Source organism: Ruegeria sp. H4, assembly GCF_056533065.1.
Window position 1 is genome coordinate 121,400 of sequence record NZ_JBQFOC010000005.1, and the last position, 12,359, is coordinate 133,758.

The 12,359-nt window shown below is 57.4% G+C and carries 13 protein-coding genes; 5 read left to right on the forward strand and 8 right to left on the reverse strand.

The features are described 5' to 3' along the window. Positions 1-3: 3 nt before the first annotated feature. The 3 genes from modB to ACR0KG_RS19655 all read left to right on the forward strand — a co-directional run bounded on the left by modB (position 4) and on the right by ACR0KG_RS19655 (position 2,305). Positions 4-696 (forward strand): molybdate ABC transporter permease subunit, encoded by a 693-nt coding sequence (modB, locus tag ACR0KG_RS19645; protein WP_480545131.1) that lies wholly within the window; start codon positions 4-6, stop codon positions 694-696. Next, positions 693-1,784, forward strand: a complete 1,092-nt coding sequence (modC, locus tag ACR0KG_RS19650) for a molybdenum ABC transporter ATP-binding protein (protein ID WP_480828218.1) — start codon at positions 693-695, stop codon at positions 1,782-1,784. The genes modB and modC overlap by 4 nt, the downstream gene beginning before the upstream one ends. Positions 1,785-1,897: 113 nt before the next feature. Then, a complete protein-coding gene (locus tag ACR0KG_RS19655; RefSeq protein ID WP_480828219.1) occupies positions 1,898-2,305 on the forward strand; it encodes a hypothetical protein in 408 nt (135 codons plus the stop codon). A gap of 3 nt (positions 2,306-2,308) precedes the next feature. Here the strand turns inward: ACR0KG_RS19655 and hemF are convergent, their stop codons facing one another. Genes hemF through clpS form a run of 4 tightly spaced genes read right to left on the reverse strand, consistent with a single transcriptional unit; the run spans position 2,309 to position 5,377 of the window. Then, positions 2,309-3,193 carry an oxygen-dependent coproporphyrinogen oxidase gene (gene hemF / locus ACR0KG_RS19660; RefSeq protein ID WP_480828220.1) on the reverse strand — a complete coding sequence of 295 codons (885 nt, stop codon included), beginning with the start codon at positions 3,191-3,193 and terminating at the stop codon, positions 2,309-2,311. Between the two features lie 5 nt (positions 3,194-3,198). After that, positions 3,199-4,002 (reverse strand): SDR family NAD(P)-dependent oxidoreductase, encoded by an 804-nt coding sequence (locus tag ACR0KG_RS19665; protein ID WP_480828221.1) that lies wholly within the window; start codon positions 4,000-4,002, stop codon positions 3,199-3,201. Between the two features lie 37 nt (positions 4,003-4,039). Further along, positions 4,040-5,005 (reverse strand): class I SAM-dependent methyltransferase, encoded by a 966-nt coding sequence (locus tag ACR0KG_RS19670; RefSeq protein ID WP_480828222.1) that lies wholly within the window; start codon positions 5,003-5,005, stop codon positions 4,040-4,042. 30 nt (positions 5,006-5,035) lie between these two features. Further along, positions 5,036-5,377: an ATP-dependent Clp protease adapter ClpS gene (gene clpS / locus ACR0KG_RS19675; protein ID WP_170536540.1), complete on the reverse strand. Its 342-nt coding sequence runs from the start codon at positions 5,375-5,377 to the stop codon at positions 5,036-5,038. A 93-nt stretch (positions 5,378-5,470) separates the two neighbouring features. Between clpS and ACR0KG_RS19680 the strand changes: the two genes are divergently transcribed. After that, on the forward strand, positions 5,471-6,172 hold the full coding sequence (locus ACR0KG_RS19680) for an HAD family hydrolase (RefSeq protein ID WP_480545137.1): 702 nt from the start codon (positions 5,471-5,473) through the stop codon (positions 6,170-6,172). A gap of 281 nt (positions 6,173-6,453) precedes the next feature. Continuing rightward, entirely contained in the window at positions 6,454-7,845 is a 1,392-nt protein-coding gene (locus tag ACR0KG_RS19685) for a D-alanyl-D-alanine carboxypeptidase family protein (RefSeq protein WP_480828223.1), read from the forward strand. 69 nt (positions 7,846-7,914) lie between these two features. Here the strand turns inward: ACR0KG_RS19685 and ACR0KG_RS19690 are convergent, their stop codons facing one another. The 4 genes from ACR0KG_RS19690 to ACR0KG_RS19705 form a co-directional block, all read right to left on the reverse strand. Further along, the gene (locus ACR0KG_RS19690) at positions 7,915-9,162 is read right to left on the reverse strand and encodes a hypothetical protein (RefSeq protein ID WP_480551363.1); all 1,248 of its coding nucleotides are present in this window, start codon (positions 9,160-9,162) and stop codon (positions 7,915-7,917) included. Between the two features lie 157 nt (positions 9,163-9,319). Continuing rightward, the gene (locus ACR0KG_RS19695; protein WP_480551365.1) at positions 9,320-10,081 is read right to left on the reverse strand and encodes a LamB/YcsF family protein; all 762 of its coding nucleotides are present in this window, start codon (positions 10,079-10,081) and stop codon (positions 9,320-9,322) included. Positions 10,082-10,093: 12 nt separating this feature from the next. Further along, complete coding sequence (locus ACR0KG_RS19700; RefSeq protein WP_480828224.1) at positions 10,094-11,092, reverse strand: 5-oxoprolinase subunit C family protein; 999 nt, start codon at positions 11,090-11,092, stop codon at positions 10,094-10,096. Next, positions 11,089-11,838 carry a 5-oxoprolinase subunit B family protein gene (locus ACR0KG_RS19705; RefSeq protein WP_480551369.1) on the reverse strand — a complete coding sequence of 250 codons (750 nt, stop codon included), beginning with the start codon at positions 11,836-11,838 and terminating at the stop codon, positions 11,089-11,091. Before ACR0KG_RS19705 ends, ACR0KG_RS19700 begins: the two co-directional genes overlap by 4 nt. Positions 11,839-12,359: the final 521 nt, after the last annotated feature.

Below are 12,359 nucleotides of genomic sequence, written 5' to 3' on the forward strand. Positions count from 1 at the left end.
GGGATGGAATGGTTGGGTCCGGCTGAACTGGAAGCGCTTCGGCTGTCGCTGCGCGTGTCATTGTCGGCCACTCTGGCTACTTTGCCATTCGGGATATTTGTGGCTTATGCGTTGGCACGATGGCGCTTTCCGGGACGTCAGGTGTTGAACGGTTTGGTCCATCTGCCACTTATTTTGCCGCCTGTTGTTACGGGGTACTTGCTGCTGCTGACATTTGGCATTCAGGGGCCCATAGGACGGTTTCTGGCCGAGTTTGGGATTGTCGTTGCCTTTCGTTGGACCGGCGCCGCGCTGGCTGCTGGGATCATGGCGTTTCCCCTGATGGTACGCGCCATACGATTGTCGATTGAGGCCGTGGATCCAAAGCTGGAACAGGCGGGTTCGACCCTTGGGGCATCGCGGCTGATGGTGTTTGCGACTGTGACCCTGCCGATGATCCTGCCGGGGATCATCGCCGGATCGATCCTAGCCTTTGCCAAAGCGATGGGAGAGTTCGGGGCGACGATTACGTTCGTGTCAAATATTCCCGGACAAACCCAGACGTTGCCATCGGCCGTTTATGCTTTCCTACAAGTGCCAGGGGGCGAAGCTGCTGCCACCCGATTGGTTGTGATCTCGATCATCATCGCCATGGGGGCTTTGCTTCTATCTGAATATGTGGGGCGGCGCGCTGCCGCTCGGGTGGCCGGGTCATGAGCCTGTCCGTGCGCCTGCAACACCATCTGCCGGGGATCGATCTTGATCTGACCTTTGACGCGCCGCAGGGGGTAACTGTGCTGTTTGGCCGTTCGGGATCAGGCAAAACTACGGTTGTGAACGCAGTGGCAGGCCTGTTGCGGCCCGAAGTGGGTCGGGTGGTCGTGGATGACTGGGTTCTGTTTGATACCGAAGCACAGCACTGGCTGCCGCCCCATAAGCGTCGCCTGGGTTACATCTTTCAGGAGGGGAGGCTTTTCCCACACCTGACCGTTCGCCAGAATCTGTCCTACGGTCGCTGGTTTGCGCCGCGTGGTGCGCAGCAAGAAAACCCTGATCGGATCATCGAGATGCTGGGCATCGGCCATTTGCTGAGCCGCCGACCGACCCTGTTATCGGGTGGGGAAAAGCAGCGTGTGGCGATCGGGCGCGCTTTGCTGGCCAGCCCCCGTCTGATCCTTGCAGATGAACCCTTGGCGGCACTGGATGAGGCCCGAAAAGCCGAGATACTGCCCTATTTCGAGCGGCTTAGGGATGAGGTTTCGGTTCCAATCTTGTATGTCACCCATTCGGCCGCTGAAGTGGCGCGGCTTGCGACATCCGTTGTGGCTTTGCAGGATGGTAAAGTTGCTGGCCAGGGTCCGGCCTCCGATGTCCTGTCTGATCCGTCAGTTGCACCTGCTGGCGTGCGCGCAATAGGTGCGGTCTTGCAGGTGCGGGTCAAAGAACATCACTCGGATGGGTTGACCGAGCTGGATGCCGGCGGGGAGCGCCTGTTTCTGCCCCGCGTCGCACATCAGGTGGGTGAGAGCTTGCGCATCCGTATCCCGGCGCAGGAGGTCATTCTGTCAAGCCAGCCACCACAGGGGCTGTCGGCTTTGAATGTGCTCAGTGGACAGGTTGAAACGATCCGGTCAGGCGATGGCCCGGGCGCGATTGTCTCGGTTAAAACACCTGCCGGAGTTGTTCTGGCGCGGGTGACACGACGCTCGGTCAACGCATTGGGATTACAGGCCGGGGCGACCTGTTATGCGGTGATCAAAACCGTGGCCTTGGCGCCGCAGGATGTCGGGGGACGTATCTTGTGACGCGGCCCAAGCGGCATCACACAAAGGGTCACATCGCTGTTGGTCAGCTTTACTCGGGCCTTTGAGTATCTATGTTAATACTCAGGTCCAGTTTCTATTTGGAGCAGTTGGTTATGACATTTTTCAGGATTTGCGCGCTGGGCGCGACCCTTCTGGCCCCGACATTGGCGAATGCGGTAGGATTTGGATTGAAAGTCGCCCCTCAGTTTCGGACGGAAATCACGCCTCTTAAGGATGGAACTTATGAGGTCAAAGCGATCGGCTCCTCTGCTCCGGTCAACTATTGGTGCGGGATCGGGGATTATGCGCTGCGCACTTTAGGCGTGCCAAATAACCAGAGAATATACATCTCCAGGGCCTATGAACCGGGCGTGCGAACAGTGCAGTTCTCGCTGACCCCGCCACCGGGTGTGGATACGGATCCCGGCTACTCGATCACTGTCAAACGCGTGGGCGAGAACATGTCTGCATCATCGGCGCAGAACTACTGCTACGACAACTTCATCGACTTTGGTTTTTGAGGCTCAGACCCATTTCGCCATAGGCGGCAGGCTCATCAAAACGGCGTCAGGGTCGTGTCCTGTTTCAAGGCCGAACTTCGTGCCGCGATCATAGACCAGATTGTACTCGGCATAGAGGCCGCGATGCACCAACTGGGTGTCTTTATCCGCGTCCAGGAAAGGCTGAACCCGGCGCTTTTCGACCAGCGGCACGAACGCGGGCAGAAACGCACGGCCAATATCCTGTGTCAGCGCAAAATCTGTCTGCCAGTCCCCAGTGCAATGGTCATCCATGAAGATGCCGCCAACACCCCGGGCGCGTTTGCGGTGGGGGATATAGAAATATTCATCCGCCCAGTCTTTCAGGCGTGGGTAGTAGTCTGCACCATGTGGGTCCAGATGCGCCTTTTGTGTCGCGTGGAAATGAGCGGTGTCATCATCGTATTCGATGCACGGGTTCAGGTCAGACCCGCCACCAAACCACCAGGCATGAGGGGTCCAGAACATACGCGTGTTCATATGGACTGCTGGGACATGCGGGTTCTGCATATGCGCGACCAGGCTGATGCCCGAGGCCCAAAATCGCGGATCGTCCTTCATGCCGGGGATGCCTTTGCGCGCGGCCATGGCCTGCTGCGCCCGTGCGCCCAAAGTGCCGTACACTGTTGAGACGTTGACGCCCACCTTCTCAAACACACGCCCGCCGCGCATCACCGACATCAGACCGCCACCGGCGTCAGAGCCATCGTCGGATTGACGCTTGGTTTCCTTGACCTTGAACCGCCCTGGATCGGCATCCGAGAACGGTCCGGTGTCGTGACTGTCTTCCAGTGCCTCAAACGCGGCGACAATGTTATCCCGCAATTGACGGAACCATGCGGATGCGGTGGTTTTTTCCGTTTCGAACATGAGTGTTAATGAGCCGGTGCTGCAACCGGGTCCAACAGGGTCCGGCCGCCATCGATTGTCAGGATCTGACCTGTGATAAAGCCAGCGGCGTCGGATGCCAGGAACTGGGCGGTCTCGGTCAGTTCAGTTGGGGCGGCGATGCGGGCCAGCGGCGTGTGCTTTTCGATATCGTCGCGAAAATCGCGATTTTCCTTGAGTGTTGATTGCAACGAGGCACTCATCACCGACCCCAAGGCAATTGAATTCACGCGAATCCGATTGGGGGCCAGCGCCACGGCCAGTGATCGTGTCATCTGGTCCAACGCTGCCGTCGAAACCGAATAGGCCATTAGATCTGGGTGTGTCCTTCGGGCCGCGATGGACGACAGATTGATGATAGAGCCGGCCGGGTTCTCTTCCCCCTCGTTCTCGGATTGTTTGATCATGCGTTTGGCAACCAGCTGACTCAACCGCAATGCGGGCATCAGGTTTTGATTCAGCAGCGTGCGAACGGAATCATCCTCAGGGTCCAGCGGATCTGACGGGATCACCTGACGCGCGCCGTTGATCAGAATGTCAACCTGATCGAACGCGTCCAAAGTGGCTGACAGCAGGTTGGCAATGGTCAGCTTTTCGCGCAGATCGCCCGCGAAATATCGAATATTGCTGTCATCTGCCTGTTCGCCCAGTTCTTCGACAAGGCGCTTTTCGTCCATGTCTGCAAAGACAACATTGGCGCCGGCATCGGCGAAATGGCGGCCGATGGCCAACCCGATCCCGTTGGCCCCGCCTGTCACGATTGCTGTCTTGCCAGCTATGGAAAAGGACATCCGAATCCTCCTGATTTGGTGGGCAGGTTAACGGGCCTCAACGTCGAGGGCGAGAGGCATGGAGCACCTTGAACCGATTGTCTCCGGCGACTTCATCAGCATTGATGAAATGCTCGGTCAATGCGGCCTCATAAGGCAGGTGGCGATTGGCAACCATCCATAGATCGCCCGTGCGGGTCAGGTTGCGAGCAGCGGAGGCGATGAAGCCCTGACCAAGGGCGGGGTCCGCGCTGCGCGACGTATGAAACGGCGGGTTCATGATGATCGTGTCCCTTGGATCGGAGGCCACCCATGTGACCGCATCGGCCCAGTGGAACGCGGCCCGTTCATCTTTCACATTGACCCGTGCGCAGTTCAGCGCGGTGTGATCCGCTTCGACAAGGTCCAGTGTTTTGATCTTGTCGCGTTTCAAAAGCTCGGCGGAAAGATACCCCCATCCGGCGCCAAGGTCCGCGACGCGCGGTCCCAGTTTGGCAGGCAGGCTTTGCATCAACAGTGTCGAGGCGGGGTCAATACCATCTGCCGAGAACACGCCGGGCGCAGTTTGATATCCATCGACACTCTGAGTGTCCGGCGCGGCCCAATCCGCAAACGCTGCGGGATCAGACTGAAACCAGAATATCTTGCCATGCGCTTTGGACAGAGGGCCGTCAACGGCCACGCGTTTGCGTATGTCCTTCAACAGGCTGTCTATACCGTTGGTCTTTGTACCATCAACAACAACCACGCCTGTGGCTTGCGTGCAGGCGCAATGGACCAATGCACGCGCCAGTGCCTTGGCACGGGGCAGGTGAACAATTGCATCCTGACAGGGCCTGTTGGCCTTGGGCGCGGCTGTGAAACCAAGTGCTGCAAAATGATCATGAAACGGTTTGAAGGGCTGCACGATCTGCGATTCACGAGGCAGATCCGACAAATCATCATCTGGCGTCGGGCCAAATACGGTCAGCGGCTGTGACAGCGTCAAACCGCTTTGCAGGGCAAGGTTTAGGCGAGGTGACATGGCCGAATATGTTGAACAGCAGCGCGGGGCTTACTCTTCTCGTTCCATAGTGCATTGCAAAGGGTGCTGGTGCCTGCGGGCAAAATCCATGACCTGGCCCACCTTGGTTTCGGCGATCTCATGGCTGAACACACCCACGACAGCCACGCCTTTCTTGTGCACGGTCAACATGATCTCGAACGCTTGCGCATGGGTCATGCCAAAGAACCGCTCCAGCACGTGAACGACGAATTCCATCGGCGTGTAATCGTCGTTCAGCAGCAGCACCTTGTACAAAGGCGGGCGCTTGGTTTTTGGGCGCGTCTGGACCAGAACGGACGCATCACCGTCGTCGTCCGACTTGTCAGACATCATCCATTGGTTTTCCAGCATCGCGCGCAACTGTCCGATTCAGGGATTGGGTTTACTTCTGCGCTTATATAACGTCGTTCCCGTCAGAGGAAAGAGGCAGCAGGCGTATTCGGGATGACGCAAAAACTCACCACCATAGGCTTCGATGCTGACGACACCTTGTGGCATAACGAACGGTTCTTTCAGCTGACGCAGGCGCATTTTACATCGCTTTTGTCCGATCATGCCGAACATGACCATCTAATGGAGCGTCTTCTGGAGGCGGAAAAGCGCAATATCCGGCACTATGGCTATGGTATCAAAGGCTTTGTTCTGTCGATGATCGAAACCGCTATTGAAGTGACCGAAGATCGCGTTCCTGCCTTGGTAATCCGCCAACTGATAGAAGCCGGGCAGGAGATGCTGGCTTATCCCATCGAGCTTTTGCCGCATGCGCAGCAGGCGATCGAAGAAGCTGCAAAAGCCCATCGCGTGGTATTGATCACCAAGGGCGATCTGATCGACCAGGAGCGCAAACTGGCCCAGTCAGGTCTGGGTGAACTGTTCGATGCGGTTGAGATCGTGTCGGAAAAGACCTCGGACACCTACCGTGCGATCTTTGAGGCCCATGGTGATGGCCCGGCTGCGGCGATGATGATCGGGAACTCGATGCGGTCCGATGTGGTGGCTCCGATACAGGCTGGTTGCTGGGGCGTTTACGTGCCGCATGGTCTGGTTTGGGAGGTCGAGCATGCGGATGCCCCCGTCGACGCCAAGAGATTCCGAGAACTGCGTGATTTAGGCGGTCTGAGTGATTTGCTTAGCGCGATCTCTTGATGTTGCTGTTACGCCTCAGTCAAAGAAAAATCCGCGAGTGGATTGCGGCGTTCCCTGAGATGCCCCTGATCTAGTGTTCAGGACGCATCGCACAGCTAGATATAGCGCTCTTTTTACACCGCAACGAAACCGCAAAAACCACAGCTTTCGGTTTATTTCAAAAGGCCTCTGTGTTAGCCTTGCCGCTAAGCAGAATAAAATCTAGCTGACCGGGAAAACCCGGCGGCGCGAGGCAGACAGAGGCAAAGATCGTGCAGGTTCGGCGGACAGTTCCGGCCCGAATGGGCTTATTTCTCATTGTATTGATGATGGTGCTTTCTTTTGCGCCGTTTAAATCTTTCGCCGCGCCGTATGCGGCCATGGTGATTGATGCCCGGACCGGAGAGGTCCTTCATTCGCGCAACGCCGATACTCGGCTGCATCCGGCGTCACTGACCAAAATGATGACGCTGTATATAGCGTTTGAAGCGGTCCGGAATGGCGAGATCACGCTGGACACGCCGGTTCGTATCACCAAGGCAGCGGCAGCCGAGCCGCCGTCGAAGCTTGGGTTGCGCTCGGGCCAGACGATCGCGTTTCGGTATCTGATCCGTGCGGCGGCTGTGAAATCGGCCAATGACGCAGCCACTGCCATTGGTATCGCGCTGAGCGGATCCGAGGCCGCGTTTGCGCGTCGCATGACCCGCACCGCAAAGGCAATGGGGATGAGCCGCACGACCTTCAAGAACGCTCATGGTCTGACCGAGGCGGGGCATTTGTCTACCGCGCGCGATATGACCACGCTGGGGCGTCACCTGCTGTATGATTATCCGCAGTACTATAACCTGTTTTCGCGCCAATCGACCAATGCCGGGATCAAGACTGTTCCGAACACGAACCGCCGCCTGCTTGCCGCGTATCGGGGTGCGGACGGGATCAAGACGGGATACACCCGCGCTGCAGGCTTCAACCTCGTTGCTTCGGCCAAGCGTAAGGATGAGCGCATCATCGCAACCGTATTTGGTGGCAAGTCGGGCGCGTCTCGGAACGCGAAGGTTGCCGAGCTGTTGGATATGGGCTTCCGTCGCGCCCCGTCGCGTGCGCCCATTCGCAAACCCGGACGACCTGCTTATGCGGGCAACACGGGTCTTGGCGGCTCGACCCAGGTGGCGGCTGTCAGCGGTGCGCCCAAGGCAAGCCTGCGCCCAGTTGTTCGCCCGGTGGCCACACAGGTCGCCAGCGCCGTTGTTGAAACCGCGAACCAGAACCGGGATCGCATCCAGAACGGTATTGCCGCAGCAATCGCTGAGGCCGATATAGCGCCAACAGCCCCTCCGGTCGAAAGCTCGGACACGCGCCCAGCCTTGCGGCCTGAGAACTTGACCGTGGCACAAGCTGAGCCCGCTGAGCAGCCGGAACCCGAACAAGAGGTTGTGACCCGTCTGTCCACATCTGGCGGGCATATATGGGGCGTGAATGTGGGCCGCTACACCACGCGTTATGAGGCCGAGAAGATCCTGCTGAAAACGGCGTTGTCGGAAATGACCACGCTGGAAGGTACGCTACGCAAGGTCAGCCAAAGCTCGAAAGGGTTCGAGGCGACGTTTCAGGGCATGACCCGGGAACAGGCCGATCTGGCCTGCCGTCGCCTTCAGGCGCGCAATGTCACCTGTTTCATGATCGGGCCGTCATAAGACCCGACATTCTCTCTCCTGATGGATCTGGGCTGCGATGTGTCGCAGCCCTTTTTTCATCTCAGGCTCTTAGTCGAATACGTGACCATGCTCGTATTGTTCATCCTGCCCCGCCGCTGCGGTCAGGGCTGCCACGTTATCCTTGGTGAAGAACCCATCATAGTGGTGGCAGCGTTCGATATATTCGGTGATCAGCAGCGTGTATTGCGAATGCTTCGAGAATATCTGTTTCAGGTTTGGATCGTCTTTGCATTCCCCGACCACGTGCGCCAGGAACGGCACACCTTTGTCCTTCAGTGTATTGACGACGAAATCGACATTCTTCTCACCCGCGCCATGGTCGCCATCCTGAATCTCAACGGCCATATGATGCAGGCGGCGGCCGAAATTGCGCACAAAGTCTTCGGTCGGCATAGGCAGCTTCGCAAAAGAATTCACGAAAGACGGCGTGTTGTTTGCGGTGAACACTTTGGCTGGGGATTTCTTGTCATCGTCCACATTGGCGTTGCGGTTCACATTGGTCGAGGAATTCATGTCAAAGATGTTGTACGCGCCCCAGAAATAGTAGGGCACCATCGTCAGAAATTCGAGGATCGCATCTTCGCGTTCACCTGCCAGAACCCGTGTGGCAAGGTGGTCAATGCCCAGCATCAATGGCGCGATACTACTGTCATTGCCGAATTCGGCTGCTTCCTCAAGCTTTGCCTTTTCAGCATCGCTGAGCAGTACTCGATCCCCAAGGCCAAGGCTGTCGGGGTCGTTGAAATCCAGCGTGGAGTATCCAACGCGATTGCAGGTGAAATCCGAAGGTGTGGTGAAGCGGAACCCATCCAGAGTATAGAACGGGTTTTCGGTGTCGCCGGAGTACTCAAAGCGGATGTTTTGATCTTCGAGCGTTTTGGTCAGCGTGCTAAGATCGCTTGCCGCGAAAACCTCTCCGACATAGCGGGTTTGTGGGGTATTGCGGGCCAGCGGGTACATGCGGTTGATCCGGGGAATGAAGTCTACAAAACTTTCGCTCAGCGGGGCCATCAGGATCAGCGCCGGATAGTCGGCATGCGAATGCAGGACCGAGAACTTATGTGTCCGGCCCAGATAGCTGGCTGAATGGCGATAGGGGGTCATGACATAAAGTTCGAGCATCGTATCGAACAAGGCGGTGGTTTCGACCTGAATGACAATCGCCCGCATCGGGCCGACCTGATCTGCGATGCCCGAGCTGGTTCGCCGCTCGTAGATCATTGGCAGATATTCATGAAAGAAGTCCGAGTTCTTCTTGTCGCCTCGCGGTTCGTAAGACATCAGATCAAAAGACATGCGCGCCTCCTTGCGGGGTATCCGGCTGCAAGCGCAATGGCCGGGCCAAATTGGCTGGAATAACATTATTCAGAACATGCACTTGGATGCATGCTAGGCGCTGAACCCCGTTCGGGCAACATCCAGACTTTAGGTCTTCCGGATTACGCCCAGATGTCTATCGAGTGAATTTTGTCACCTCGACCCCGCCCGCGATCAGATTTTCGCGGACTGAACGGGCGATCTGCACTGCCGTTGGCCCGTCGCCGTGCAGACAGATCGTATCGATTGAGGTCTCAAGGTGTTTTCCAGATTCGGTGATAATCGCCCCTTCGCGGACCATGTTCAGGATGCGCGACCCGGCGATCTCGGGGTCATGAATCACCGCGCCGGGCAGGCTGCGATCGACCAGAGTGCCATCGTCGTTATAGGCACGGTCGGCGAAGATCTCGCCCACCCATTTGCAGCCAAGTTCGCGCACCGCCTCTTCCTGTTTCGTGACCGCCAGCACCATGATGATGATGTCAGGCTCCACGTCCAGCGCCCCCTGATAGCAGGCCCGCGCCATGTCGATATCGACCGAGCACATATTGGCAAGTGCACCGTGTAGTTTCAGGTGCCGTATCTTAGTGCCAATCGCAGCTGCCAAACCCATCGCCGCACCCAACTGGTAGCGCACCAGATTGCGAAGGCTGTCATGAGGCAACTTCATATTGCGGCGGCCAAAGCCCTGAAGATCGGGAAAGCCCGGATGCGCGCCGATACCCACACCGTTTTCGGCGGCCAATGTCATCGTACTGGCCATCACATCCCAGTCGCCTGCATGAAACCCGCAGGCGATATTGGCCGAGGTGATGACCTTTAGCAGGCTTTCATCATCACCCATGTTCCATGGGCCAAAGCTTTCACCCATATCGGCATTCAGATCCACGCGGGGCATCAACACATCTCCTTAGTCGTTGGCAGAGATCACTCCGCCGATCAATTGGTAGGACAGCAGGTCCGAAATATCATGCGGGTCGCGGATAAGCGGTTCGATACGCCCCGGCAATCGGGCCAAATCGGACCGAAAGGCCGCATCCAGCTCTATCGCCTGATCCAGTGTCACAAGCTCGAACCGGATCTTCCCGCCCGCTGGAGTTTGTGCTGCTCTTGGCATGTCGCAGGGAAGAACAGTAGCGATCCGAGGGTAACCGCCCGTCGTCTGGCATTCGGGCAGCAGGATGAACGGGTTGCCGGTCCCTGTCATCTGTATATCGCCGGGGGTTATGACCTCGGACAGGATGTTCAGCTGATCCCTGGCAGCGAACCCTTCGCCGGCGCATTCCAATTGCATTCCCATGCGGTTGGCACGGGGTCCCCGTTTGAATTCGGTTCGAGTGAACCGGGTCAGGGTTTCCGGATCAAAGAGAGGGGTCTGAAAGCTTGCAAGAACGCGTAGTGTACCGCCATCAAACCGATCTGCAGGGGGCAACTTGACTCCGGTCTCGCCCGCATCTGGCCCAACAGGCAGGGTATCGCCTGCCTTGACCGCGCGACCGATCTTGGCGGTCAGATGGATTGAACGCGAACCGAGAAACATTTCAGTGTCGATCCCACCACCCAGATGCAGGTAGCCATAGCTGCCCTGCAATGCTGCGCCAACTGTCAAACGCTGCCCCGGTTCCAGATGGTGCGATGCATTCCAGACAATCGCAGCCCCGTCGATACTGGCCTGCATTGGCGCACCAGTTAGCGCAATCTGCACGGGTTGGGTGGCTTCAAATTCGCCACCCATGCCCGCCATTTCCAAGGCCGCAAAATCTGGGCTTTGACCCAGTAACGCCGCCCCTTCATGCAGCGCCAATATGTCAGCCACCCCGGATCGCGAAAGCCCCTGATCAAGATACCCTACGCGCCCTTGATCCTGAATGGTGCAGGCGGGGCCGATGCGCCGGACGATCAGGCTCATGAAGTGATCTCTTGGAAGGTCGCTCCCCCAAGCCCATCGTCATTGTTGGCGCGGATGCACTCCAGATCATCACGCGATATGGGTTCGAACAGCAACTCATCTCCGGGTGTTAGAGTGAACGTCTCTGTCATATCAGGTCGAAAACATCGGAAAGCCGTCTGACCGATATGCCGCCATCCGGTTGGCGTGGGGCCGGAAAACAGAACGAACTGAGATATGGCCAGCACCAGGGCGCCTTCGGGGACCATGGGTGTCAAGTCTTGCAGTCTTGGGATGTTGAACTCGGGCCCAAGTGGCCCGAGATAGGGCTGGCCCGGCGCGAACCCGATTGTCAAAACACGTACCTTAGAATGACTTAGTCGTCGCACCGCTTCTGCAGGGCTCAGACCGGCCGCCCGTGCCGCATCCTCGAGTTGTGGGGCAAGATCCGTGCCATAGACGGTTGGCACCCGCCATAGCTTTCGCCCTGAGGGGAGGGGCGTAGTGTACCAGTCTCTTGCCTTCAGCAGCTCCTTGAGGGCGCCTGCCATATCCGCGTGGGTCACCCTGGTCGGATCAAACCGAAGATAAGCGGACCCAAGCGTGGCCGATGTCTCCAACACCCCATCGAGGTCCAGCCGCTCAACCTCGGCCCGGAACGACAGGGCTGCACGGTTCGCGGGATCTGACATGGTTTCGGCAAAGGTGACCAGTACACCATCAAAGCCGACATTGCGCACCATCGGATAAGAAAGGGTGAGGGTCATATGCACCACGTCTTGAATTGCACCTGTTTAGGCAGGAGCAGACCGTATCAGGCGATAATGCGCAAGGTCTGTTCATATGCGGACCGTCGTATGGGGTTTTGCGGAGTATTTTTCGTGTACCCATCGAGCGAGATCGATCTTTTTTGTGTGGGGCTTGTGATGAATCGGTGGTTCATAGAGTTTCGACTCGGTGTTTCGAGCCGCACCGCCTTGGGCCCGGATGCCGCTGAGCCCCAATATGTTGTGCTAGGCCATTGGCAAACAAAAGGACTGTTCAGGGTTCGAGGCGACATACCCCTGGATTATGCCTGTATTCCTGTATGTAGATTGATGTTAACTATCTGTTATTTATCATTTATTTCTGAATATGCAAAAAAATGCGCCAAGATGTAATTTTCTGCTTGCGGCCCTGATCGCTAGACCTTAGAACCCCCTTCACCGGCGGCGCTGAGGTTGTTGCTGGGATGCTAGAGATGGCGGAGACGGGCCGGAGAGACGGTTGAGACGCTCGGGAGAGACCG

What these genes read in the sequence shown, in the direction of transcription:
- modB (WP_480545131.1), top strand. Translation starts at nt 4, where the DNA reads ATGGAATGGTTGGGTCCGGCTGAACTGGAAGCGCTTCGGCTGTCGCTG.
- modC (WP_480828218.1), top strand. Translation starts at nt 693, where the DNA reads ATGAGCCTGTCCGTGCGCCTGCAACACCATCTGCCGGGGATCGATCTT.
- ACR0KG_RS19655 (WP_480828219.1), top strand. Translation starts at nt 1,898, where the DNA reads ATGACATTTTTCAGGATTTGCGCGCTGGGCGCGACCCTTCTGGCCCCG.
- hemF (WP_480828220.1), bottom strand. Translation starts at nt 3,193, where the DNA reads ATGTTCGAAACGGAAAAAACCACCGCATCCGCATGGTTCCGTCAATTG.
- ACR0KG_RS19665 (WP_480828221.1), bottom strand. Translation starts at nt 4,002, where the DNA reads ATGTCCTTTTCCATAGCTGGCAAGACAGCAATCGTGACAGGCGGGGCC.
- ACR0KG_RS19670 (WP_480828222.1), bottom strand. Translation starts at nt 5,005, where the DNA reads ATGTCACCTCGCCTAAACCTTGCCCTGCAAAGCGGTTTGACGCTGTCA.
- clpS (WP_170536540.1), bottom strand. Translation starts at nt 5,377, where the DNA reads ATGCTGGAAAACCAATGGATGATGTCTGACAAGTCGGACGACGACGGT.
- ACR0KG_RS19680 (WP_480545137.1), top strand. Translation starts at nt 5,471, where the DNA reads ATGACGCAAAAACTCACCACCATAGGCTTCGATGCTGACGACACCTTG.
- ACR0KG_RS19685 (WP_480828223.1), top strand. Translation starts at nt 6,454, where the DNA reads ATGGGCTTATTTCTCATTGTATTGATGATGGTGCTTTCTTTTGCGCCG.
- ACR0KG_RS19690 (WP_480551363.1), bottom strand. Translation starts at nt 9,162, where the DNA reads ATGTCTTTTGATCTGATGTCTTACGAACCGCGAGGCGACAAGAAGAAC.
- ACR0KG_RS19695 (WP_480551365.1), bottom strand. Translation starts at nt 10,081, where the DNA reads ATGCCCCGCGTGGATCTGAATGCCGATATGGGTGAAAGCTTTGGCCCA.
- ACR0KG_RS19700 (WP_480828224.1), bottom strand. Translation starts at nt 11,092, where the DNA reads ATGAGCCTGATCGTCCGGCGCATCGGCCCCGCCTGCACCATTCAGGAT.
- ACR0KG_RS19705 (WP_480551369.1), bottom strand. Translation starts at nt 11,838, where the DNA reads ATGACCCTCACCCTTTCTTATCCGATGGTGCGCAATGTCGGCTTTGAT.